The sequence below is a fragment of the Paraburkholderia sp. FT54 genome (genome assembly GCF_031585635.1).
GTDB lineage: Bacteria > Pseudomonadota > Gammaproteobacteria > Burkholderiales > Burkholderiaceae > Paraburkholderia.
The window spans coordinates 1,371,535-1,396,001 of the sequence record NZ_CP134196.1; the positions used below are offsets into that span (position 1 = coordinate 1,371,535).

General features: G+C 63.2%; 18 protein-coding genes and 1 pseudogene. 13 read left to right on the top strand and 6 right to left on the bottom strand.

Annotated elements, in window-relative coordinates; all coding sequences use genetic code 11:
* Window positions 1-9: 9 nt before the first annotated feature.
* Complete coding sequence (locus RI103_RS25725) at window positions 10-993, bottom strand: hypothetical protein (protein WP_310818572.1); 984 nt, start codon at window positions 991-993, stop codon at window positions 10-12.
* A gap of 711 nt (window positions 994-1,704) precedes the next feature.
* On the opposite strand from RI103_RS25725, the gene RI103_RS25730 reads away from it, so the two are divergent.
* From RI103_RS25730 to katE, 5 genes and pseudogenes are all read left to right on the top strand, one after another.
* Window positions 1,705-3,018 carry a DUF2254 domain-containing protein gene (locus RI103_RS25730; RefSeq protein WP_310818441.1) on the top strand — a complete coding sequence of 438 codons (1,314 nt, stop codon included), beginning with the start codon at window positions 1,705-1,707 and terminating at the stop codon, window positions 3,016-3,018.
* Between the two features lie 18 nt (window positions 3,019-3,036).
* On the top strand, window positions 3,037-3,714 hold the full coding sequence (locus RI103_RS25735; RefSeq protein ID WP_310818442.1) for a carbonic anhydrase: 678 nt from the start codon (window positions 3,037-3,039) through the stop codon (window positions 3,712-3,714).
* Window positions 3,715-3,726: 12 nt separating this feature from the next.
* A pseudogene (locus tag RI103_RS25740) lies at window positions 3,727-3,918 on the top strand (peptide-methionine (S)-S-oxide reductase); the annotation flags it as partial.
* A gap of 269 nt (window positions 3,919-4,187) precedes the next feature.
* Complete coding sequence (locus RI103_RS25745) at window positions 4,188-5,084, top strand: MipA/OmpV family protein (RefSeq protein WP_310818443.1); 897 nt, start codon at window positions 4,188-4,190, stop codon at window positions 5,082-5,084.
* A gap of 145 nt (window positions 5,085-5,229) precedes the next feature.
* Window positions 5,230-7,410, top strand: coding sequence for a catalase HPII (katE, locus tag RI103_RS25750; protein ID WP_310818444.1), 2,181 nt, complete (start codon window positions 5,230-5,232; stop codon window positions 7,408-7,410).
* 68 nt (window positions 7,411-7,478) lie between these two features.
* Here the strand turns inward: katE and treF are convergent, their stop codons facing one another.
* Window positions 7,479-9,293 carry an alpha,alpha-trehalase TreF gene (gene treF, locus RI103_RS25755; protein ID WP_310818445.1) on the bottom strand — a complete coding sequence of 605 codons (1,815 nt, stop codon included), beginning with the start codon at window positions 9,291-9,293 and terminating at the stop codon, window positions 7,479-7,481.
* Between the two features lie 260 nt (window positions 9,294-9,553).
* On the opposite strand from treF, the gene RI103_RS25760 reads away from it, so the two are divergent.
* From RI103_RS25760 to RI103_RS25780, 5 genes are all read left to right on the top strand, one after another.
* A complete protein-coding gene (locus RI103_RS25760; RefSeq protein ID WP_310818446.1) occupies window positions 9,554-13,129 on the top strand; it encodes a response regulator in 3,576 nt (1,191 codons plus the stop codon).
* 18 nt (window positions 13,130-13,147) lie between these two features.
* Window positions 13,148-13,993 (top strand): CheR family methyltransferase, encoded by an 846-nt coding sequence (locus tag RI103_RS25765; RefSeq protein ID WP_310818447.1) that lies wholly within the window; start codon window positions 13,148-13,150, stop codon window positions 13,991-13,993.
* Between the two features lie 10 nt (window positions 13,994-14,003).
* Window positions 14,004-14,630, top strand: a complete 627-nt coding sequence (locus RI103_RS25770) for a chemotaxis protein CheB (RefSeq protein ID WP_310818448.1) — start codon at window positions 14,004-14,006, stop codon at window positions 14,628-14,630.
* Window positions 14,631-14,639: 9 nt separating this feature from the next.
* The gene (locus RI103_RS25775) at window positions 14,640-15,767 is read left to right on the top strand and encodes a hybrid sensor histidine kinase/response regulator (protein ID WP_310818449.1); all 1,128 of its coding nucleotides are present in this window, start codon (window positions 14,640-14,642) and stop codon (window positions 15,765-15,767) included.
* A 103-nt stretch (window positions 15,768-15,870) separates the two neighbouring features.
* Entirely contained in the window at window positions 15,871-16,689 is an 819-nt protein-coding gene (locus RI103_RS25780; RefSeq protein WP_310818450.1) for a helix-turn-helix transcriptional regulator, read from the top strand.
* 139 nt (window positions 16,690-16,828) lie between these two features.
* On the opposite strand, the gene RI103_RS25785 is transcribed toward RI103_RS25780, so the two are convergent.
* Entirely contained in the window at window positions 16,829-17,770 is a 942-nt protein-coding gene (locus tag RI103_RS25785; protein ID WP_310818451.1) for a LysR family transcriptional regulator, read from the bottom strand.
* A 262-nt stretch (window positions 17,771-18,032) separates the two neighbouring features.
* On the opposite strand from RI103_RS25785, the gene RI103_RS25790 reads away from it, so the two are divergent.
* From RI103_RS25790 to RI103_RS25800, 3 genes are all read left to right on the top strand, one after another.
* On the top strand, window positions 18,033-19,232 hold the full coding sequence (locus RI103_RS25790) for an amino acid aminotransferase (RefSeq protein WP_310818452.1): 1,200 nt from the start codon (window positions 18,033-18,035) through the stop codon (window positions 19,230-19,232).
* Window positions 19,233-19,342: 110 nt separating this feature from the next.
* A complete protein-coding gene (locus tag RI103_RS25795) occupies window positions 19,343-20,134 on the top strand; it encodes a class II aldolase/adducin family protein (RefSeq protein WP_310818453.1) in 792 nt (263 codons plus the stop codon).
* 4 nt (window positions 20,135-20,138) lie between these two features.
* Window positions 20,139-21,122: a 2-dehydropantoate 2-reductase gene (locus RI103_RS25800; protein ID WP_310818454.1), complete on the top strand. Its 984-nt coding sequence runs from the start codon at window positions 20,139-20,141 to the stop codon at window positions 21,120-21,122.
* Window positions 21,123-21,179: 57 nt separating this feature from the next.
* Here RI103_RS25800 and RI103_RS25805 read toward each other — a convergent pair whose 3' ends face one another.
* From RI103_RS25805 to RI103_RS25815, 3 genes are all read right to left on the bottom strand, one after another.
* Window positions 21,180-21,371: a hypothetical protein gene (locus RI103_RS25805; protein ID WP_310818455.1), complete on the bottom strand. Its 192-nt coding sequence runs from the start codon at window positions 21,369-21,371 to the stop codon at window positions 21,180-21,182.
* A gap of 18 nt (window positions 21,372-21,389) precedes the next feature.
* Window positions 21,390-23,162, bottom strand: coding sequence for an FAD-dependent oxidoreductase (locus tag RI103_RS25810; RefSeq protein ID WP_310818456.1), 1,773 nt, complete (start codon window positions 23,160-23,162; stop codon window positions 21,390-21,392).
* A 213-nt stretch (window positions 23,163-23,375) separates the two neighbouring features.
* Complete coding sequence (locus tag RI103_RS25815; protein WP_310818457.1) at window positions 23,376-24,311, bottom strand: LysR family transcriptional regulator; 936 nt, start codon at window positions 24,309-24,311, stop codon at window positions 23,376-23,378.
* Window positions 24,312-24,467: the final 156 nt, after the last annotated feature.

Consider the following 24,467-nt stretch of genomic DNA (forward strand, 5'->3'; position numbering starts at 1 on the left):
GACGTGTCGCTAGAAACTCATTGCAAACCCGAACGACACGCCGTGCACGTTGTGTCCGAACACGTACCGCACCATCGCACGCGTGCGAGTGATGATGATTGGATACTTGCTGCTATCGAGTTCAAGCCCGACTCCCAACGAAGCGAGGTCGTTGAATCCCAGCACGCCGGCGCTGTCACCATAATAGTGCGAATAAGCGGCTTCCAGCACATAGCGGATCGGCCGGTCCAGGGCGTGCCAGCCGGTCGGCGCGCGCCAGCGCGTCCACAGGCTCACTTGCTGCGCCATGGCCGATCCCTGAACTGCCTCGGATGAACCGCCGAAGCTGCGCAGATAGATGTCGGTGGCACGCAGTTCGGCATCGATTTCGTAGTTGTCGCGGTAATGCTCGTAGTCGAGCACCAGTGAGCCGCCGTACCCGTAAGCGTCCAGCGAGCCATTCTCGAGGAACTCTAGACTGCTGTCAGTGACGTGATTGAAGATCGACTGCCCCACCTTCAGATCGCTTGAAACACGTCCGATCGTACCGTTCAGGATCGGCCGGAACACCAGGTCATTCGTGATCCGGAAATCCCAGCCGATCCCAACCGTGCCGCTGAAAGTGTTCCATTTTGTCGGCACCGCACGCTGGTCCGCACCCTGCGTAGCGACAAAGATCGGATCGTAACGGCTGTAGGCGAGCGTGCCCTCCAGGTACAACGGGAAGGATTTGCTGATAGTGAAGCCGCCACCAAACTGCGTCTGACCGAAACTGGGATTGCCGGTGGCGCCGTTATTGACCGACAGGTTACTCGTCGTAACGTCGGGCACTGTCGTGTAGGTCATGATGGCCAGCACGGCGTCGGCATGCTGCTTCACATTGCCGCCGATCACTTTGCTCGGCGGTTGGCCCGGCGCGGTCTGCGCGTTCGACGGGCCAGGCAGCAGAGCGAAAGCCAGAGCGGCGCACACCCATGATGCGCGGCAGGACCAATGCATCCGGAGTGCGGGCATTTCAGGCGACCTCGCCATTTGCCCGCGCAATTGTAAGCTGCCGCACAGCGTACCTAACGCGCATGACACACTCCTGTCAGTTAGATCGTTCTGTTCGACTTCCACGAGACTGCCAATTCGTGCCAGCACAACAGTTCCAAACAACCAACCTGGCGCGTAACGACCGCTCTACGTTCGCAGCGCTCGGAGGGAGCTACATCGAAGCCCATTCAATTGTATCGCTGAACGGGCTGATGGATTTCAGCGAAGATCTACGGCAATCGTTGAAGAGCATTGAGCGATCGACGTGGCCGCGCCATGCCCGTCGATGGCGCAGCGAGTCCAATTGCTCGCGCACAGCGTCACATCTACAAATGCTTTGAGGTGTTTCACGGCCATCCGCCCGTCCGGGTCGGCTGACGTCGTTGCCCATCACTTGCTATTCACCGAATACTTATCGTAGTCGATTGCAAGCAGACGTCTTAGGAAAGTCATTAATTCGAATTCCGCCAACTCAATTCTGCGAACGACCGAGGCCTCCGCCGCGCTGCGATCAACGTGGCGTCCCTGTCCTGTGGGCCTAAGGTCCCATTGACCGGCCTGAAGTTCAGGGATCAAATTGTATTGGCAAGGTTCACGCGTGCACAGGTCGTGTAGCGCGTCCTATGCCGCTGCGCGAACCGCGAACGTCTTGATGTCCGCTGCAATATGAATCGTAGGGAGAAAGCAGGCATGGACTGGAATCGCTGGTACAGTTTGAAGAGCTACCTGAGATCTTCACTGTGGACTGTGCCGCTCATCGCAGTCGCGATCTATGCCGTGGTGAAGCCCGTGGCCGAAATGGTGGGAAGGTGGATGATCAGGCAGGGGACCCTTGATCCGAAAACCGGCTTTCTTGGGCTATCCATGACTGGGGCGCGCTCGCTGCTCGGCGACATCGTTTCCGCGGACATGGCGTTTCTGGTGTTCACGTTCGGTTCACTGCTCGTCGCAATCCAGGTCGCTGGTGGGCAGTACACCCCGCGAATCATCGCAACGACACTGCTGCGCGACAACATCATCCGTACCATCTCGGGATTATTCGTTTTCACACTGCTGTTTGCCAATAGAACGCTGGCGTGGATGGGTGAAAATGAGGTACATCAGCTTCAGGTGTTCATTGCGTCGTTATTTGGGTTCGCTTCGGTCGTCGCTTTCCTTTTCCTGATTGACTACGCCGCGAAATTTCTACGTCCCGTAAGCCTTGTGGCTCGCGTTGGAGAGCAAGGGATCGCGGTCATCGAGAGCGTTTATCCAGTCCCGACTACGGGCGTAACGCCCCTCGCGAAACGTGACAATGAGCGAGGCGCGCCGGACCACATTGTTCATCACCACGGCAAATCCGGCATCGTTTTGGCCGTGAATCTGGATATGCTTGTGGCCAAGGCGAGCGCAGCCGACGTAGTCATCGAATTCGTACCGCAAGTCGGCGATTTCGTCGCGGTGGACGAGCCCTTGTTCTATTTATACGGGAACCCTGGCGCAATTAACGACAGCAGGCTGCGTACGTTTGTCGCTTTCGGGACGGAGCGCACGATGGAGCAGGACCCTATGTTCGCGTTTCGCATCCTGGTGGATATTGCACTGAAAGCGCTGTCGGCAGCGATCAACGATCCCACCACGGCGGTGCTTGCAATCGACCAGTTGCACCGGCTATTGCGCGCGGTGGGCAAACAGTCTTTGCACATCGAAGAGATAGTGGATCGGTCGGGACGGGGGCGTGTGATCTTGAGGACGCCCAATTGGGAAGACTTCGTGCACATTAGTTTCCGCGAGATACGACAGTGCGGCGCGGGCAGCATTCAAATCGCGCGGCGTCTGCGCGCGGCGATAGAGAACCTCATCCAGAGGCTGCCCGCGCATCGTCATGATGCGTTGCGCGTCGAGCTGATGCTGCTCGATCGCGCGATTACATCCAAGCATCCGTTTCCGGAGGACCTGGCGCTGGCACGTATTCCTGACTCGCAAGGGCTTGGAAGTTCGGCAGCCTCGCCGGCCAACAACTAGTCCTTTCCGAGGCAAGCCGTGCGCAAACTCATAATGGGCATCGTCGAATTCCGCGAAAAAATGCTGCCGCAATACGCGAGTCAGTTCAGCAAACTCGCGCTCTCGCAACAGCCGGATGCGCTCTTCATCACGTGCTCGGACAGCCGGGTCGTACCCGATCTGCTTGTGTCGACCCATCCGGGTGATCTGTTCACGATGCGCAACGTCGGCAACCTGATACCGCCGGCGACCGCGGAAGGGGTCTCGACCGGTGACGTGTCCGAGGCGAGCGCGATCGAGTACGCAGTGCTCGGATTGAAAGTCGCGAATATTGTGGTGTGCGGACATTCCGAGTGCGGCGCGATGAAAGCCGTGCATACACCCGACGCCAAGCTGAAAGCGCCGAACCTCGATAAATGGCTGTGCCACGCCAACGACGCTGCGTATCGCCTTAAACACGAAGGTCCACTCGACGACAGGCTGAAACCGCATGATCAATTGTCGCAACTCAACGTACTTGTGCAACTTGAGCATCTGATGACTTACCCGATTGTCCGCCAGCAGGTCAATGCCGGGGCGTTGATGTTGAGCGGCTGGTGGTTCGACATCGCGACTGGCGACATGTATGCCTACGTGCGCGCGAGCCGCTCATTCGAAGTAATCGACCGTGCGCTGGCTGATCGGATCATTGCACGCCTTGACGCACGGGCGCGGTGAGGGGGCTTCGCGCTGGCCAGGGCGCACGCTTTCCCGGCGCCGATCGTCACGAAGACGGAGCCGTTCAAGGGCTTTTATCCGGCTGAGTCCTATCACCAGAACTACCTGACGCTGCGTCCCAACTCCGCGTATGTGGCGACTAACGATCTGCCGAAGGTCGCCAACCTGAAACGCCTGATCCCGCTCGTCTTTGCCTTCAGCCCGCCCGCGTCCCTCCCCAGCGACCAGGCCCGCATTTTGCACGAGTGCGTCCGTCGGCAAATCTTTCGTACCGCTCTGTTCAGACAAATGGCCCGACTGACGGGCCGCCGACCGTTACGAGTCGCGTCTTTTGCCGGGCAGTGCGCGTCGTTCGCTGAAAAAATTACAGGCCGTAAGTGGCAAAGCGGCGGTCGTCCGGATGGTTTTTATCCCCTGCGGACCCTGGGCGAGAACTAAACCCTCTTCGCGATACGCGAGATCGGAGGCTACTGGTGTTTAACAGCCGTAGAAAGCGGGGCGGCAAGCTCCGCAATAAACAAACAGGCATCGCGGCGACTTCCCTGCTCGCCGTGACTATCGGCGGCGTGGCCGTCCTGCCGGATCCGGCCTCGGCTCAAACGCCCTCGCCGCTAGGCGAATGGCAATACTCGGTCGGCATTCCGCTGCAGAAGATGTGGCAGCCGAATATCCCCGACTGGCAGGTGCGCCTCGGCGCGGCGATGTCGTTTCAGCCGCGCTATGAGGGCTCTGACCGGTATCATCTGGTGGCCGGCCCGAGCGTCGACGTGCGCTACAAGGACCTGTTCTTCCTTTCGAGCGGCGAGGGTTTCGGGGTCAACTTCGCACAAGGGCAGAACTGGCGCGCGAGTCTGGCCGCGGTCTACGACCTCGGACGCCGCGGCCACGACGACCCGCAGGAGTTGAACGGCCTGGGCAACATCAACTTCGCGCCGGGCGTCAAACTGTCCGGTGAATATGTGATCTCGCAGGATTTTCCGCTCGTGCTGCGCGCCGACGTCAGGCGCTACTTCGGCGGTTCGAACGGCTGGATCGGCGATTTAGGCGCGTATTTGCCAATGCCGGGCAGCACGAAGAAATTTTTCTGGTTCGCCGGTCCGAACGTGTCGCTGGCGGACTCTACTTACATGAACAGCTGGTTCGGCGTGAATCAGACTCAGGCCGCCAACTCGAAGTACTCGCAGTACCACGCGAGCGCGGGCTTCAAGTCGGTGGGCTTCGGCATCAGTGCGATCTGGCTGTTCGACAAGCACTGGTTCGCCACGGCGGACGGTGCGTTCGAACAACTGGTCGGCAGTGCGGGCAATAGTCCGGTCACGCACCGCAAAGCGAACGGCGTAGCCGACATTTCGATCAACTACCGCTTCTGATGCCGCGCACACCCGCCTGAGCGCCGCGGACGGCGGCGCGCAATTGCTGCACGCCGCGGCATCGCCCGTTCGGCATCGCTCGTTGACCGGTCATCGTGAGTTGCGAGCGAGCCCACGCGGGTACATCGTTTGCTCCCTTCTTCCAATGCGTCAGACCGGATTTCCCCGCCGGCACGCCCCCGAACGCAAGGAGCAGATTCCCATGGCAGGCAAAACGAATACGCAGAAACCCGCAGCGAAGAACGCGCAGGCGAATGGTCCGCAAGCGGATCCGAAATCGAAAGATCTCGAACAGTTTCGAGTCAGTCCAGAAGGCCAGGCGCTGAGAACCAATCAGGGCGTCAAGATCTCCGACAATCAGAACACTTTGCGCGCGGGTCCGCGCGGCCCTTCGCTGCTCGAAGACTTCATCATGCGTGAGAAGATCACGCACTTCGACCACGAGCGCATTCCCGAGCGCATCGTGCATGCGCGCGGCTCGGCGGCACACGGCGTGTTTCAGGTGTACGAGTCGATGAAGGAGTACACCAAGGCCGCGTTCCTGCAGGACCCCACCGTCCAGACGCCGGTCTATGTGCGCTTTAGCACGGTGCAGGGCCCGCGCGGTTCCGCCGACACGGTGCGTGACGTGCGCGGTTTTGCCGTGAAGTTCTACACGCAGGAAGGCAATTACGATCTGGTCGGCAACAACATGCCGGTGTTCTTCATTCAGGACGCCATCAAGTTTCCCGACTTCGTGCATGCGGTCAAACCGGAAGCGCCGAACGAAATGCCGACCGGCGGCTCCGCGCACGATACCTTCTGGGACTTCGTCTCGCTGGTGCCCGAGTCCGCGCATATGGTGCTGTGGACCATGTCGGACCGCGCGATTCCGCGCAGTCTGCGCACCATGGAAGGCTTCGGCATTCACACGTTCCGTTTCGTCAACGCGCAAGGCAAGGGACGCTTCGTCAAATTCCACTGGCGCCCGGTGCTGGGCTCGTATTCGCTGCTGTGGGACGAAGCACAGAAACTGGCCGGCAAAGATCCGGATTTCCATCGGCGCGATCTGTGGGAGTCGATCGAACGAGGCGATTTCCCCGAGTTCGAACTCGGCGTGCAGATCATCGAAGAAGCCGATGAGCACAAATTCGATTTCGACCTACTTGATCCGACCAAGCTGATTCCAGAAGAACTCGTGCCGGTGAAGATCGTCGGCAAGATGACGCTCAATCGCAATCCGGACAACTTCTTTGCCGAGACCGAACAGGTGGCGTTCCATCCGGGCCATGTCGTTCCGGGAATTGATTTCTCGAACGATCCGTTGTTGCAGGGCCGTTTGTTCTCGTACACGGATACGCAGATCAGCCGCCTGGGCGGCCCGAACTTCCACGAGATTCCGATCAACCGGCCGGTGTGCCCGTTCAATAACAACCAGCGCGATGCGATGCACCGCCAGGCGATCCATGTCGGCCAGGCCTCGTATGAGCCGAATTCGGTGAGCGGCGGCTGGCCTAAGGAAACCGATCCGGCGGCGTCCGACGGCGGCTTCGAAAGTTATCAGGAACGCGTGGAAGGCACCAAGATCCGCGTGCGCAGCGAATCGTTCGCCGATCATTTCTCGCAGGCCGCGCTGTTCTACAACAGCATGTCCCAGCCCGAAAAAGATCATATCGCCGCCGCGTATCAGTTCGAACTCGGCAAGGTGACAAAGCCGGAGATTCGCGCACGCGTGGTGAACGAAATTCTCGCCAATTTCGATGCGGGACTCGCGGCGCAAGTCGCCGAGGGACTGGGTTTGCCCGCGCCGAAGAAAGGCAGCGCGAAGCTGACCGGCCCGAAGGAATCGCCCGCGCTGAGCCTGCTCAATCGCGTGAAGCCAGGCATCAAGACCCGCAAGATCGCGCTGCTGGCCGCGCCGGGTTCCGACGGCGCCGCCATCAAGAAGCTGCTGCATGCGCTGCAAGGCGAGGGCGCGGCGCCCATGCTGATCGCGCCGACACTCGCCGCGATCGACGGCATGGCGCCGGACGCGACGATCGCCGGCTTGCCGTCGATCATGTTCGACGCCGTGATCGTGGTGGGCGGCGACAAGGGCGCGAAGACGCTGGCGCAATCGGGCGACGCCCGGCATTTCGTGCTCGAGGCGTTCAAGCATCTGAAGGCGATTGCGGCGCTCGGCGCGGGACGCGACGTACTTGCGGCCGCGCACTTGCCGGACAATGCCGACGGCGTGTCGATCGGCGACGACAAGCAGGCCGCCGACGTGCTGAAGGCCTTCATCAAGGCGGCCGAGCAGCATCGCGTGTGGTCGCGTGCGGAGCAGGCCGAGACAGTGCCGGCTTAGAACGTCGTAGGAGTCGCAAAAAAGATCTGCCCGGTGTCCACCGGCCAGGTCTTTTGCATGTTGCGGCGTCAAGGATTCACCCGCGTGCCATGCAGCCGATGCGTATTCTTCGGCGCGGCCGCAGCGGAAGCCGCGGCCGCCGACACGCCCGCCGGACCTTCGGGAATATCGCTGGGACGCGAGGCCTGCACCGTATGCGGATACAGCACGAGTAACGCGCGCAGCACCCCGTTGGTCCAGCCGAAACCGTCCTGCAGCGGATACTCGCCACCTCCGGCCGAGACACCGGGCGCGGCCGCATCGATATCGTATTTCTCGACGAGTTTGCCGGTGTGCTGGTAGTACGACACATTGGTCTTGATCCAGCGTGTCGCGATGGTTTGCGCGAGCGCCGCTTCGCCATAACGCCGCAAACCGATCACCGCAAGGTACTGCAACGGCGCCCAGCCGTTCGGCGCATCCCACTGCTGGCCGCTCGCCACTTGCGTGGTCGCGAGTCCGCCCGGGCGCAGCAGTTCGCGCTGCAACGTCGCGGCGACGGTCTTCGCCTGCTGACGGCTGGCTACGCCCGTATATAACGGATACACCGTCGCGGCGGTGAGCCGGTGCGTCAGCGTGTGATGCACGAAGTCGTAGTCGCCGAATGCCTGCAACTGCGGGTCCCACAGCAGGCGGCGAATGGCTTCGGCGCGCGAGGCGGCGCGCTGCTCCATATTCTCCGCATGCGTGACGTCGCCGCGCAGACGATAAGCCCTGCCGAGCGTGCGCTCCAGATCGGCCAGCAGGCAATTCAGATCGACGGGCACGAGCGAGGTCACGTCCACGGTGGCGAGTGTCTTGCCGTCCGCGAACCAGCGCGAACTGAAATCCCAGCCGGTTTCGCCGCCTGCGCGCAGATTGCGCCAGAGGTCCGCGGAATCGCGCTGCGGGATCTGCTGCGCGGTGAGGACGTCTTCGCGATACGACTCGTCGCGCGGCGTGGCGCGTTCGTCCCAATAGCGGTTGAGCAACGTGCCGTCGGGCATGCGCACCACATGCCGGTTGGCGTGGCCGGCGGCCAGGCCATCGCTGCCGTCCATCCAGTAAGCGTATTCGCGCTGCAACTCGGGCAGATACTGTGCATAGACGGCGTCCCCATCGTTCTCGGCGACGAGCCGCACCATCTGCGCGAAGAACGGTGGCTGCGAGCGGCTCAGATAATAGGTGCGATTGCCGTTCGGAATATGGCCGTACCGGTCGATCAGGGTTGCGAAATTCTTCAGTTCGTCGACGACCAGCGCATGCTGTCCGCTCTGTTCGAGGCCGAGCATGATGAAGTACGAGTCCCAGTAATAGATCTCATCGAAGCGGTCGCCCGGCACGATATACGCATACGGCAACGGCAGCAGCGAAGACCACGGGCTCGCGGTCGCATCCGGCTCGCGGCGCAGCACGTTCCAGAGCGTATCGATATGGCCGATCACATCCTGATTCGGATCGGAGACATAGGCCTTCGCCGTGCGCGTGGGCAACGTGAAGTTGTGCTTCACGAAGTCGGCCAGATTGAAGTTGGGCTGCTGTTTCGCGGCGGCGTACGCGGCCGCGATCTGCGCGGGCGCCGAAAGCGGCACCATGTCCGCGAAAGTTTTGCTGTCGGGATAGAGATGCGCGAGCTGCACGTCGCGATAGAGCGCCGGATATTGCTCGGACGGCGGGACGGGCTCGACCGGCGAAGCTTGCGTGGGCGCCTCGACATGCACGGTGGCGGCCACCATGCCGCCGTGTGACGCGGGCGGCTCGGCAACCTGCGCCGCGCCGCTCGACGAGGCATGCCACATCAACGCGGCGGCGAGGGCGGTGCGCAAAGGGGCACGGGGGAAAACGGTGAAGGCGGGAGTAGGCATCGGCTACCGGAAGAAAGTGGACGGTGATCGGATGATCGAAGGCGATCTGCATTCCTCGCACGATTGACCCGCGCGAGCGGCGCAAAGTTGCGTGAGTCGGTAACAGCCCCGTCCAGCAAGCCCGAACCGCTCGCGTGCGCCTCAAAAAACAAACCCCATCCTGTATGATTACGCGCGTCGCATCGCGACAAAATGAATCACGCGAAATACCCGAAAAATATTCCGAATCGACTCGATTCGCTACGCCGAAGACAGAAAAAATGACCGCATCACCGGCCGTCGACCAGAATCGTTTTCGCAGCATCATTCGCCGCAATATTGCCTTGCCTCTGGGTGTCGGCCTGGTCACGATGGCCGTCTTCGTTGGACTGATCGCTTATCTGGTCTCGACCATGAACTGGGCCGAGCATTCCGAGCGCGTGATCGGCCAGGCCAATGAAATGCTGCGTCTCGCGGTCGATCGCGAGACCTCGATGCGAGGCTTCCTGATCACCGGCGACGAGAGCTTCCTCACGCCTTATGAAATCGGCGGCCCGCGCTTCAAGACGCAGATCGAGGCCTTGCAGGAGATGGTCTCCGACAACCCGCCGCAAGTCGAAAAGCTCAAGCAGATCGAAGCGATCCAGCAGCGCTGGAGCCGTTTTGCAGAGGAGGTGATCGACGCGCGCCGTCGTAATCAGAATTTCGAAAGCGCCGTGGCGAGCGGTCGCGGCAAGATCGAATTCGACGAAACGCGCCGCGAATTTGGCGATTTTCTGGACGCCGAGTTGCGGCTGCGTCAGGAGCGCAGTGAAGCGACGCACCGTGTCACCACTACGCTGGTGAGCGTGTTCCTGCTTTTCAGCCTGGGCGTCAGCGGGCTGCTCGCATGGATGGGCCGCCGCGAACTGATGAGCCTGTCGTCCACGTACGGCGACGCGCTGCGCCAGCAGGCCGAACACACCGAGATGCTGCAAGGGCAAGTTTGGTTGCGCTCGGGTCAGCGCCTGCTCGCGGAAAAGGTGGTCGGTCAGGCGACCTCGCCGCTGGTGGGCCGCGCCATGCTCGACTTTCTCGCGCAGTATCTGGACGCCGCCGTGGGCGCGCTCTACGTGCGCGACAGGCAGCACGGCGCGTTACGGCGCATCGCGACATACGGTTTCAGCCGCGAGAGCGAGCAGGCCAGCGCGCGCAATTTTGCCGAAGGGGAGACGCTGATCGGTCAGGCGGCCCTTGCGCGCCGCACGCTGATCTTGCGCGACGTGCCGGCCAGTTACGTGCAGGTGGTGTCGGCGACCGGCAGCAGCGCGCCGAGGAACCTGCTCGTCATGCCGATCGAAAACGACGGCGAGATCAACGGGGTCGTCGAACTGGGCTTTATGCGCGAGTTGACCGCGCGCGACCAGGAATTCATGGAACTGATCGCGCGCGGCATGGGCGACTTTGTCGAAGCCGCGTTGTATCGCGAGCGTCTGCAGGACGCTCTGGCGGAAACGCAGCAGTTGAACGAAGAACTGCAGGTGCAGCAGGAAGAGTTGCGCGTCTCCAATGAAGGACTCGAAGAGCGCGGCCGCGCGCTGATGGAATCGCAGTCGCGGCTCGAAGCGCAGCAGGCTGAACTCGAACAGACCAACGTGCAGCTGGAAGAATACGCGCAACGTCTCGAACGGCAGAAGTCCGATCTGCTGCGCGCGCAGGACGACCTCGCGGCCAACGCGGCGCGCCTCGAACAGTCGAGCCGCTACAAGTCGGAGTTCCTCGCCAACATGTCGCACGAACTGCGCACGCCGCTGAACAGTTCGCTGATTCTCGCCAGGCTGCTGCAGCAGAACCGCACCGGCAATCTGACGGAAGAGCAGGTGCGCTACGCGGAAACGATCCATGCTTCCAACAGCGACTTGCTGGTGCTGATCAACGACATTCTCGATCTGTCGAAGGTCGAAGCCGGCCAGGTCACGGTCGAACTCGAAACGGTGTCGATCGACGCGACCCTGCAGGCGCTCGAGGAAACCTTTAGGCCGTTGGCCGGAGCGAAGCATTTGCGCCTCGCTTTCGACCGCTTGCCGGGCACGCCGGACACCATCATCACCGACGGCCAGCGCGTCACCCAGATACTGCGCAACCTGCTTTCGAACGCGGTGAAATTCACCGAACGCGGCGAGGTGGCGCTGTCGGTGGCGCCGGCAGAAGGCGACATGCTGCGCATCGACGTGCGCGACTCCGGCATCGGCATCGCGGCCGACAAGCTGGAGATGATCTTCGAGGCGTTCCAGCAGGCTGACGGCTCCACCAGCCGTCAATATGGCGGCAGCGGCCTGGGTTTGTCGATTTCGCGGGAGTTTTCGCGCTTGCTGGGCGGCCGGATCACCGTGGCCAGCGAAGTCGGCAAGGGCAGTGTGTTCACGCTGTGGCTGCCACGCGATGCGGAGGCGGCCTTGAACGCAAGCCAGGGCGCGCATCCTATGCCGGCACCGGCCTTCGCCTCGGCTCAGACGCCGGCCAACGCGCCGGCCGTAACCGAATCGACGATGGAACCGCTGCTGGTGCGCCCGTCTTCGGGCGGCAGCCAGCCCACCGTGATCACGCCGGCCAACGGCCTGACTAGCGGCTTCAGCAACGGCAACGCGCCCGAGGCCAGCAGCGGCCCGATTGCCGACGACCGCGACAACCGCACGCGTGCCGGCCGTCTGATCGTCGCCGTGGAAGACGATCCCGCCTTCGCCGAAATCCTGCGCGATCTGACGCACGAGCTCGACTTCGACTTCGTCCACGCGAGCAACGCCGCCACCGGCCTCGCGCTCGTGCGCGACATGCGCCCGGCGGCGGTGCTGCTCGACGTCGGCTTGCCGGACCGCTCCGGCCTGACCGTGCTGGAGTGGCTCAAGAACGATCCGCTTACGCGTCATATTCCGATCCACATCGTCTCGGCCACCGATCACGCCGACAAGGCGCTGCACCTCGGCGCCATCGGCTATACGCTCAAGCCGACCGCGCGCAGCACGATGGAAGCCGCGATCCGCCGTCTCGAAGCGCGTCTGCAGCAGCGCCTCAAACGCGTGCTGGTGATCGAGGACGACGCGCCGATGCGCGAAAGCATCCGGGCTTTGCTGCAAAGCGAAAACACCGAGATCGTTGCAGTCGCAACTTTGGCCGAGGCGCTGGAGCATCTGGGCAAATTCACCTTCGACTGTGTGGTGACCGATCTCGCGCTGCCCGACGGCACCGGCTACGATCTGCTCGAACGGCTCGCCGCGAACACCGCGCATGCCGCGTTGCCGGTCATTGTCTACACGGGCCGCATGCTGTCCGACGACGAAGAACACCGGCTGCGGCGTTATTCGAAGTCGATCATCATCAAAGGCGCGAAGTCGCCCGAGCGCCTGCTCGACGAAGTAACGCTGTTCCTGCACAGCGTGGAGTCGTCGCTCGCGCCCGAACAGCAACGCATGCTGCGCACGGTACGTCAGCGCGACAATGCCTTCGAGGGCCGCACGATCCTGCTGGCCGAAGACGACGTCCGCAATATTTTCGCGCTCTCGCACGTGCTGGAGCCGCTCGGTGCGAAACTGCAGATTGCGCGCAACGGCCGCGAGGCGCTCGAAGCGCTGGAAAACGGTCCCGAAGTGCACCTGATCCTGATGGACATCATGATGCCGGAAATGGACGGTTTGACCGCGATGGGCGAGATTCGCCGCAATCCGCGCTTTGCTCATCTGCCGATCATTGCGTTGACGGCGAAGGCCATGGCGAACGACCGCACGCGCTGCCTCGAAGCCGGCGCGGACGACTACGTCTCGAAGCCGATCGACGTGGACAAGCTGGTCGCGCTGTGCCGCGTCTGGTTGCGGCAACGGTAGCAGGAACACGGGAACAGAATGAGCCGGTCCGAATTCGACGCGCCGCAACGCATCAGCGACTTCGACATCGAGTTGAAGCTGCTGCTGGAGGCGGTTTATCTCAAGTATCAGCACGACTTCCGGCATTACGCGATGTCGTCGCTGCGGCGCCGCCTGTCCCAGGCGCTGGAAGAATTCGGGCTGACGACGCTGTCGCAGTTGCAGGACCGCATCATGCGCAACGGCGACGCGTTTTCGCGGCTGTTCCAGTACCTCACGGTCCAGGTCAGCGAGATGTTTCGCGACCCGGCGTATTTCCTCGCGCTGCGCGAACACGTGCTGCCGCGTCTGCGCACCTATCCGTCGATCAAGGTGTGGGTGGCGGGATGCAGCACGGGCGAGGAACTCTGGTCGCTGAAGATTCTCTTCGACGAGGAAGGCTTGACCGAGCGCACGCTGTTCTACGCGACCGACATCAACCCGGACGCCCTCGCGCGCGCCGAGTCCGGCATCTACGCGCTGGACCGGATTCAGGGTTTCACGCAGAATTATCTGGCGGCCGGCGGCAAGCGTTCGCTGTCCGACTACTATCATGCCGCGTACGGCGGCGCGCGCTTCGCGGGTTCGCTGAAAGGGCGCGTGGTGTTCGCCGACCACAGCCTCTCCACCGACGAAGTCTTTCTCGAAGCGCATCTGGTGTCGTGCCGCAACGTGCTGATCTATTTCGATCGCGGCTTGCAGGATCGCGCGCTGGGTTTGTTCGAGAACGCGCTGGTGCGGCGCGGATTTCTGGGCTTGGGCAGCAAGGAAAGTTTGCGCTTTTCCCGTCATTACGAGGCGTTCGACGAGTTCCGCCCGACCGAACGCATCTATCAGAAGCGCTAGCACGGTCATCATGCCACGCTCAACCGTCCAGCCAACCGTCGATTCCGAACCGCGCGCCGAAGCCATGCGCGGCTACGAGCTCGTCGTGATCGGCGGGTCGGCGGGCGGCGTCGAAGTGCTGAACGTGCTGCTCGGCGCGCTGCCCGCGGGCTTCGCGCCGGCCGTGATGATCGTCACGCACCTGCCGCCCGATTCGCCGAGCTATCTGGTGGATGCGTTCGCGCACCGCTGCGCGTTGCCGGTGCTCGAGCCCGACGCGGGCGAACGCATCATGCCGGGCCGCGTGCACATTGCGCCGCCGGGCTATCACATGCTGGTGGAAGTGGACCGCACTGTCGCGCTGTCGACCGATGCCGCCGTGCGTTTTTCGCGTCCCTCGATCGACGTGCTGTTCGAGTCGGCGGCCGCCGTGTACGGCGAGCGCCTGCTGGCGCTGCTGCTCTCCGGCGCCAACGACGACGGCGCGCAAGGCCTGAAGCGCGTGCGCGCGTTCGGCGGCACTGCCTGGGTGCAGGCGCCGGACACCGCCGCTTCCCCCGAGATGCCGCGTGCCGCGATTGAACGAGGCGCGGCCGATTTTATCTACACTCCCGAAACCATGGCCAGGCGGCTTGCCGCATTGCCGGCCTCTTTCTGACCCGATGCCATGACGAACACACCCGTGAACATTCTGATCGTCGACGACATCGTCCACAACATCACGGCGCTCGAAGCCTTGCTGGCGCGGCCGGATCTCGCCGTGCTGGTGGCCGACTCGGGCACGGCGGCGCTCGACCTGCTGCTCAAGCACGAAGTCGCGCTGGCGATTCTCGACGTCAACATGCCCGGCATGAATGGCTTCGAACTGGCCGCGCTGATGCGGGGCAGCCCGCGCACCTCGCACGTGCCGATCATCTTTCTGACGGCGACGGCGCAGGACGCGTCGCGCACGTTCCGCGGCTACGAGGCCGGCGCGGTCGACTTTCTCTACAAGCCATTCGATCCGCGGATTCTGCAATCCAAGGTCGACGTGTTCGTGCAACTCGAACAGCAGAAGCGCCAGCTCGCCGCACAACTCGTCACCACGCGGCAGATGCTCGAAGCCAATGAGATGCTGATGGCCGTGCTGAGTCACGACTTGCGCACACCGCTCGGCGCGGTGCTGGCGTCGGCGGAATATCTGATGCGCACGGCGGCCGACGAGCAGTCGGTAACCGTTGCCGCGCGCGTGAAGAACAGTTCGCTGCGCATGGCGCGCATGGTCGATCAGTTGCTCAATCTCGCGCGCTTGCAGGGCGGGCGCCTGCCGTTGCAGCCGCGCTCGATCGAACTGGCGACACTATGCCGGTCGGTGATCGACGAATTCGCGTCGCGCGAGAACGGCAAGCAGATCGTGTTCACGAGCCGCGGCAATACGTCGGGCGCGTGGGACACGGACCTGGTCTGGCAGGCCGTGTCGAATCTGGTGAGCAATGCGCTGCATCATGGCGCGCCGGGCGGCGATATCGGCGTCGAGGTGGATGGCGAAGCGGTCGAGTCCGTGCGCCTGAAGGTCGCCAATCGCGGCACGATTCCGGCCGAGGTGTTTCCGCACCTGTTCAAGGCGTTTGGCCCGAACAATAGCGGGGCGCGCTCGCGCGAAGGGCTGGGGCTGGGCCTGCATATCGTGCAGGAGATCGCGCGGATGCACGGTGGCAACGTCAGCGTGCACTCCGACGAAGCGCTCGGCACTGTCTTTACGATCGAGCTGCCGAGAATGGTGACGTTCCAGCGCGGGTCGTTTACGGGGAAATAGCGCGCTTGGCGGACCTGTTGAACGGGCAGTGAAAAACGGGCCGCACGTTCCGCTGTGCTACGCTTGGCGGACACAACCCCGGCACGGCGGCCCGACTTCCATCATGCGTTCCTGGCGTCTCTCTCCACCGCACCGCAGCGAACACATCAGCACCTCGCGCGCCACCGAGCTCGTCATGTCGATTTCGCATGCGGATGCCGACGCGCTCGCCGCCAGCATTCTGAAAACGGTCGGCGATACGCTGCCTGTCTCGCAGTGCACAGTCTTCGCTTATGAATTCGACGCGAGGCCGCGCACCGTTTCCGCCGCCGATCATCGAGGCGGCCGCTTTCTGCGCGACGTCGCCGATCGCTATGCCACACATTTCTATGCGCTCGATGGCAATCGCGCGATCGTCGGCCGCCCGCACGAAAAATCGGCGCGCGACGCGCTAGTGCTCCACCAGCAGCAAAGCGAAGAGATCGAAAACGAAGCCTATCGCGCGGCCTGCTATGTGCAGCCGAACGTCTCCGACCGGCTATCGCTGCTCGTGCAGCCGATGGAAAGCGTCTGGCTGTCGATCAACCTGTATCGTGACCGCGCCTACGGTGTGTTTCAGCCGGGCGAACTGCAACGCGTGGAAAGCCTCGCGCATTTGTTCGCCCACGCGGCGAAGAGCCACTACGCGCTGAATGGACAGCATCAGCAGGGTTCGGCTGCCGCGATGCTGGCGCGGGTGAGACGCGCTTGCCCGGCACTCACGCCGCGCGAACTCGACGTGCTGCGCGGCACGCTCGAAGGCGCCAGCGCCGCGGAAATCGCGGTGCAAATGGGCGTCAAACCGGCTAGCGTGGTCACGTACCAGAAGCGCGCTTACGCGCGGCTCGGGATCTCGAGCCAGCGCCAGTTGTTCGCGCTATGCATGGTGCCGGAGCGGGCGTGATCCTGAGCGGCGCCGACCGGCCCGCACGTTGGATCCCAGGCGCGGCGCGGCGCGGCGCGGCGGCGGTCATGCACGCTTAGCCCCAAGCGCGGCGCGGCCGTCGCGTGCCCTTGGCCCTGAAGCGCAGCGCGTCCGCCCGTCACGCGCGCTTGCCCCGCGCATCGGCCTGCGTCTCGCGATCCCAGCGCTTCAGCCACGGCATGATGAAATCCGCGAAACCGTCGGCGGGCGGCGACAGCGCGCGCTCGGTGGAGCGATACACGCACACCTCGCGGATCGTTTCGGGATCGACGATGCGCTTCATGACCAGGCCGAAGGTGCGCGCCAGGGGCGCGACATAGGCGGGCGCGAGCGTGACGGCCAACCCTTGCGCGGCGAGGCCGAACGCCGTGGTGACGTTGTCCACCACGTCCACCGGAATGATGCGCGCTTCCACCGGCAGATTGGCGAGCATCTGCCCGACCGCGCGCTCGTGGTCGCGGCCGGTGGCGACGATCGGCACGTCGCGCAAATGCGGCCATTGCACACGGCGGCGCGCGTTCAACGGATGGCTCGGCGCGCACCACATCACCCATGGGCTCGCGAACGCCGGATCGCAACGCACGCGTGAGCCGCTTTGCCGGTCGGGTCCGATCGCGAGGTCCACGTCGCCGCTTTCCACGCGTTCCACCAACTGCTCGACCACCGTGTCGAAAATGCGCACGACCACCTTCGGCTTGTCGCGCGCATATTCGGCGATGGCCGCGGGCAGCGCGGTCGCCGCCAGCACCAGCGGCGCGCCGACCCGCACGATGCCGGCGGCGCGGTTGCGGATATCGTCGGCGGACTGCGCGGCGGCGCGCACATAGCGCAACACCGATTCCGCCGACGATAGAAAATCCTGTCCCGCGCTCGACAGATTCACGCGCCGCGTGGTCCGGTCGAACAGGCGGAAGCCGAGCTCGGTTTCGAGGTCGGCCAGCAACTGGCTGACCGCCGAGGAAGTCAGGCCGAGCCTCTGCGCCGCCGCGCCGATGCTATGCAAATCGACGATGGCGAGAAACGCTTCGAACTGGCGGATGGTGACGCGCGTGAGTGGCATCAGGCGATTCTAAAGAAAAACTAACGAATCGTGAAAAATCGATTGATTGTGCACCGTGCGCCATACCCGGAGACTTGTCCCAATCGACGCAGTTAGCCAAACCCGCTTAGACTTCCAGTCCCGTGCAAGATGGTTGCTGTCCAGGCGAGGCCGCACGCAAGCCGGACCACGCCGGGCCGTCATGACGCTACAACGAGCGCTACAAAGCGCTACACCGAACGCCACACAGAGGCCGCAGCGCGGCCGTATTCCAGGAATTGCCATGTTCGACCACATTCCCGCTTATGCAGGCGACCCGATTCTGAGCCTGAACGAAGACTTCCAACTCGACCCGCGCACCAATAAGGTCAATCTGAGCATCGGCATCTATTTCGACGACGCCGGCAAGCTGCCCGTGATGGACGCCGTGCGCCGCGCCGAAACCGCGCTGCTCGATTCGATCGGCCCGCGCTCGTATCTGCCGATTGCCGGCCTGCCGCTCTATCGCGACGCGGCGCAGGCACTCGTATTCGGCGCGAACAGCGAGGCGCGCGCGGCGGGCCGGATCGCGACGCTGCAAACCATCGGCGGATCGGGCGCGCTCAAGGTCGGCGCCGATTTCCTGAAGCGCTATTTTCCGGGCTCGCAGATCTGGATCAGCGACCCGAGCTGGGAGAATCATCGCGTCGTGTTCGAAGGCGCGGGGTTGACGGTCAACACCTATCCGTATTACGACGAACACACCGGCGGCTTGCGTTTCGCCGACATGATCGAGACGATCGGCCGCTTGCCGGAACAGAGCGTCGTGTTGCTGCACGCGTGCTGCCACAACCCGACTGGCGTCGATCTGAGCCCGGCGCAATGGGCCGAGCTGGTGCCGCTCTTGCAGCGCCGCAAGCTGATCGCCTTCGTCGATATGGCTTACCAGGGTTTCGGAGCCGGTCTGGAAGAAGACGCCGCTTGCGTGCGCCTGTTGGCCGACGCGGGTATCCCGTTGATCGCCGCGAATTCGTTCTCAAAGAATTTTTCGCTGTACGGTGAGCGCGTCGGCGCATTGAGCGTGGTCTGCAAACGCGCGGAAGAGGCCGTCCGCGTGCTCGGTCAATTGATGTCGACGGTGCGCGCGAATTACAGCAATCCGCCGACACACGGCGCGCGGCTCGTCGCCAACGTGCTCGCGGATACGTCGTTGCGCGCTTCATGGGAAGCGGAACTCGCCACCATGCGCGAGCGGATTCTCGCCATGCGCGCAACGATTCACGCCGGACTGGCCGGCCGTGTGGATGAAGTGATGCGCGCGCGCTACGTCGCGCAGCGCGGCATGTTCACCTATACGGGTTTGAGCGAAAGCCAGGTGGAGCGCCTGCGCAGCGAACATGCGGTGTATGTGCTGCGCTCCGGGCGCATGTGCGTGGCCGGTCTGAACGCGCGCAACGCGGAGTATGTCGCGGCATCGATCGCGGCCGTGGTGTCGGGCGCATAAGCCGCCTTTTCTGGATCAATAGAACGATAACAGCAGCCATCTTGCATGGGACCGGAGTAAGGCGCTAAAGCGCCAACTCTCTGGTCGACCGCTGTGCATGGGAGAAGCAAATGACCACCCTCGACATACAGGCGCCGAACGCGCCGAAGGCCCACGCGATGCATCCGGACGAATGGCATGCGCGCGTGCAGCTCGCGGCGTGTTATCGCATCTTCGATCTGCTCGGCTGGACCGAGATGATCTACAACCACATCACGCTGCGCGTTCCAGTCAGTGTGAGCGGCGGCGAGCGGCAGTTCCTGATCAATCCGTTCGGGCTGCACTACAGCGAAGTGACGGCGAGCAACCTCGTGAAGATCGATGCACAAGGACGCGTGCTCGATCACTCGCCGTATCCGGTGAATCCGGCCGGCTTCGTCGTGCATGCGGCGATTCACGAAGGCCTGCCCGACGCGCATTGCGTGATGCACACGCATACCACGGCGGGCGTCGCCGTGGCCTGCCTGGAGGACGGCTTGCAGCAGACCAACTTCTACAGCGCGCAATTGCACGACCGCATTGCGTATCACGACTTCGAAGGCATCACGGTGCACGCGGAAGAAGGTCCGCGCCTGCTGGAACATATTGGCGACAAGCAGGCAGTGATCTTGCGTAATCACGGCCTGCTTGCGTGGGGCCACACCTTGCCGCAAACTTTCGCGGTCCTGTGGACGCTCAACCGCGCCTGTGAAATCCAGATGGCGACGTTTGCGATGGGCCGCGCGCGGCCCGTGCCGGAAGACGTCGCGATTCGCTGCTCGCGCGACGCGCTGCAGTTCGATCCGCGTCACGGCGCGGGGCAGGACGTGTTCGACGCGTTGGTGCGGCGAGTGGACCGCATCGATGCAAGTTACAAGGATTGAAACGATGAAAGTAGCTATCTACGGCGCAGGCGCGATCGGCGGCTGGATGGGGGTGAAGCTCGCGCAGGCCGGCCACGGCGTGAGCGTGGTGGCGCGCGGCGCGACGCTGAACGCGCTGCGCGAGCACGGCTTGCGTCTGATCGAAGGCGGCGTCACGCATGCCGTGAAAGTGAACGCGAGCGACAAGCCCGCGGACCTCGGCGTGCAGGATCTCGTCGTGGTTGCGGTGAAGGGACCGGCGATGGCGTCGGTGGCCGCGCAGATCGCGCCGCTGCTCGGCGCGCAAACCATCGTGCTGACCGCGATGAACGGCGTGCCCTGGTGGTTCTGCGACGGGCTCGGCGCGGACTTCGCAGGCAAGCGCCTGAAGTCGATCGATCCCGACGGCGCGATTGCCGCCGCGATTCCGAGCGCGCGGACCGTGGGCTGTGTGGTGCACGCCAGTTGCCTCGTCGAGGCGCCGGGCGTCATCCGGCATCATCAGGGTAATGGCCTGATTATCGGCGAGGCGTCGGGGCAGGCGAGCGAGCGCGTCGCGGCGCTCACGGGCACGCTCGCGGCGGCCGGCTTCAATGCGTCGGCGTCGGCGCAGATCCAGCGCGACGTCTGGTACAAGCTGTGGGGCAACATGACGATGAATCCGATCAGCGCCATCACTGGCGCGACCACCGACCGGATCCTCAGCGACGAGCTGGCGCGCAACTTCGTGACGAGCATCATGCTGGAAGCGAAGGAAATCGGCGCGCGTTTTGGCATTCCGATCGATCAGGCGCCGGCGGATCGTCACGAAGTCACGCTCAAACTCGGCGCGATGAAAACCTCGATGCTGCAGGACGTGCAGGCGGGTAAAGCGGTCGAACTCGACGCGCTGGTGGCCGCGGTGCGTGAACTCGGACAACTGACAGGCGTCGCCACGCCGTACACGGATGCGTTGCTCGGGCTCGCGCGCCTGCATGCCAGCACGCTGGGTCTGTATCCGAGGCAATGACGCGCGCTTCAGAGAAAAGCCGCCGCGCCTCACATGACGCGGCGGCTTTTTTGCGCCTTATGCCGTTACCGCAGTCGAAGCCGGCAGCCTCGCCGCTTCGATCAACGACAACGCTCGCTGCGGGTCGTCGAGTTCGGTCAGGCATAGCATCGCGAGGCGGGCCAGATACAACGGCGCGTGGGCTTCGCCTTCGTTCGTGAGGGTCTTGCAGAGCGTCGTGTAGACGAGGTCGAGATCGCTATCGGTCATGATGTGGGTCTCCTTGCATTAGATCGTCAGCGCCGCGTGGATGGCGCGCTGCGTGGCCGCTGCGCTGCCGTCGCGCCAGCGGGCGAGTACATGGCCGTCGGGCCGGATCAGATAGACGGTGCCGGGCGTGGCGTCGAGCATGTCGTGCAGGCGGCCGGTGTGATCGACCACGTTTGAGCGCATGGCGTTTTGCCTGTCGCCCATGACCAGCGTGACGGCTTTGAACGGGATACGTTGCTCGGCCAGGGTGCTTTGCAACTGCTGCCACTCGTCGTCGCGCGTCGGGTCCGCGTTCGTATTCGTGTTCGTGTTCGTTCCGAAGCGCAGCGCGGTGAAGCAAGGCCCGAGCAGATCCGTCAAATGAATATCGACGGCCACGCCGTCCTCCATGCGTGTGAGCCGGCATTCCGGCAGCACCGTGCCTGACGCCGGGCCGTGCCTGAAAGCACCGGCCGGGTCGGCTGCGGCGTGGTTGAGCGGCGACTGCGCGTAGGCAATCGCATGCGTCTGCCGCGGATTGATCAGCGGACGCACGGCCGCGTGATGCTCGGCGAGGCCGAGCACGGCCTGGCGCATCAGGTCGAAGGCGAACGAGGGAGGTGCCATGAATTCCGTGCTCTTCATGCCGTAGCTCAGGTTCTCGCGCGCCGCGAATACGCGCTCGTCGCTGTAACTGTCGAGCAGCCGCGGCGATGCCACGCCGTTCACCACGCAGCCCAGTTTCCAGCCGAGGTTGTCCGCGTCGTCGATACCCGAATTGGCGCCGCGCACGCCGAAAATCGGCACGAGATGCGCGGCGTCGCCCGCGAACAGCACGGGGCCGTGCCGGTAGCGTTCCAGCGTCAACGCGTTGGCCTTGTAGACGGTGATCCAGATCGGCGACCATGCGCCGGTCTCGCCCATCGAATCGAGCACGCTCTGCACGCGCGGCATGACGTTCTCGGGCTGCACGGCGGCTTCCGGGTCTTCGTCGTCGCGAAGCTGGTAGTCGATGCGCCAGACGTTGTCGGGCTGTTTGTGCACCAGCACCGTCGAGCCCGGATTGGACGGCGGATCGAAATAGGCGAGGCGTTCGGTGGCGCGCGCGCTGTCCAGTTCGATGTCCACGATCACGTAGCGGCCTTCGTAGGTGGTGCCGGTGAGCTTGAGACCGAGCGCTTCGCGAATCGTGCTGCGGCCGCCGTCGCAGGCGACCACCCAGTCCGCGTGCATCTGCCATGCGGTGTCGCCGGTGCGCAGCGCGAGCATCGCGCCGGCCGTGCTGTCGGCGCTGTCTGCGTACTCGCGGCCCGGTTCCGCCGGTTTCTGTTCGATGCCGGTCACGCGCGTCTGCCAGCGGATCTCGATCAGATCGGCATGCCGTTCCACCTCGTCGAGCAGCAACTGTTCGATCTGGTATTGCGCGATGTTGATCATCGGCGGCAGCGATTGCTCGTCGTCCTGATGCATGGCGAAGCGGAACACTTCGGTGTCGCGGTAGAAGCTGCGGCCGCCCGTCCACGGCAAGCCTTTTTGCAGGAAGCCTTGCACGACGCCCAGACGCTTGAATATCTCCAGACTGCGCCGCGAGATGCAGATCGCGCGGCTGCCGGTGCACACGCCGTCGTCGGCTTCGATCAGCACCGAGCGCACGCCCTGGCGAGCCAGCGCGAGCGCCAGCGTCATGCCGACCGGGCCGCCGCCGACGATCGCCACGGGCCGCCTGAGCGGGTCGCGCCCGTCGACGAGCGGCGGCACCACGCCTTCATAGTGACGAGGCGAAAACGGATAGGGTTTGAAGGGGCGGCTCATGCATGTCTCCTGGATCTTCGATGCCGGGGATTGCCCGCCGGGGCTGGTTGGCTCTCACAGGCGGTGCGAATCGATAACGAAGTATGAAGGAGGGTGCGCGCACGGCTGTCCTCATTTTGGGTACGCAGGCGCTTGGCAAACGCCATGCCGATGCACGGACCGGCCCGCCGCTCACACGGGCCGGTCCTCCTGCGGAGCGCCTTGTCGCGCGGACTACTTGCTTGCGGATGCCATGGAGGTCATACGGTCCGCGTTGGCGCGAAACCACTCGACAGAAAAATCGACGAATGAACGGGTTTTCGCGGAAATGTGGCGCCGGTCCGCGTACACCAGCGCCAACTCCTTGTCGGCATTCGTGATGCGGAAGTCCGTCAGGACCTGCATGAGGGTGCCATTGCGCAAATCGGTCAGCACATGATTTTCAGGCAGGACCGCGATGCCCGTGCCCGCAAGCGCGGCTTGCCGCAGCATCGAGGCATTGTTCACGACCAGTGCGGCGTCGAGCGACACGCGTTTCTCGCGGAGATCCCGGGAAACGAAGATCCAGTCACCGTCATGCGCGGCGGCAATGAGGGCAAGAAAGGCGTGCGAGGTCAAATCGGCCGGCCGCGACGGGACCCCTCTGACCGACAGATAGCTGGGAGACGCGACGGCAATAGGGCGCACGCTCAGCAACGAGCGTTTGATCAACGTGGTGCCGCTGATCTGCGTGGGCAGCACGATCCCGACATCGAAGCCTTCTCTCACGAAATCGACATGCTGATGCAGCAGCGTGACCGAGAGCCTGACATTCTGATATGCCTGCAGGTATTCCTGTAGCAGCGGTGTCAGGCTGGACAGTGAGAACGATGCGCCGGCAGCGATTCTCAACGTGCCGGACGGTTCGGTCGTGCCGCGTATCGCCACCGTTTCGATCTCCTCGATTTCATCGAGCACGTTGCGGCAGCCTTTCGAGTAGATCTCTCCCTCTTCCGTCAAGGACAGACTACGCGTATTGCGATTGACGAGTCTCGTGTTGAGATGAGCCTCGAGCTGCTCGAGGTAACGCGTAGCCATGGCATTCGAAATGCCGAGATTGGCCGCGGCCTGGCCGAATGACATCGTTTCCGCGATATTGATAAATACTCGCATTGCCTGAAGCTGATTCATGATATCACCAACAATAAAGCAAAATAATATTTGCGGGAAGAGCGGAATAATAATCTTTTCGATGAAGAGACAGTGGCATGTCTGTTATTGACTGACCTGAAAAATAGATTTGATGCAATTCAAGGTATCGGTATTCCTTTCTCAAAAAAAGATAGG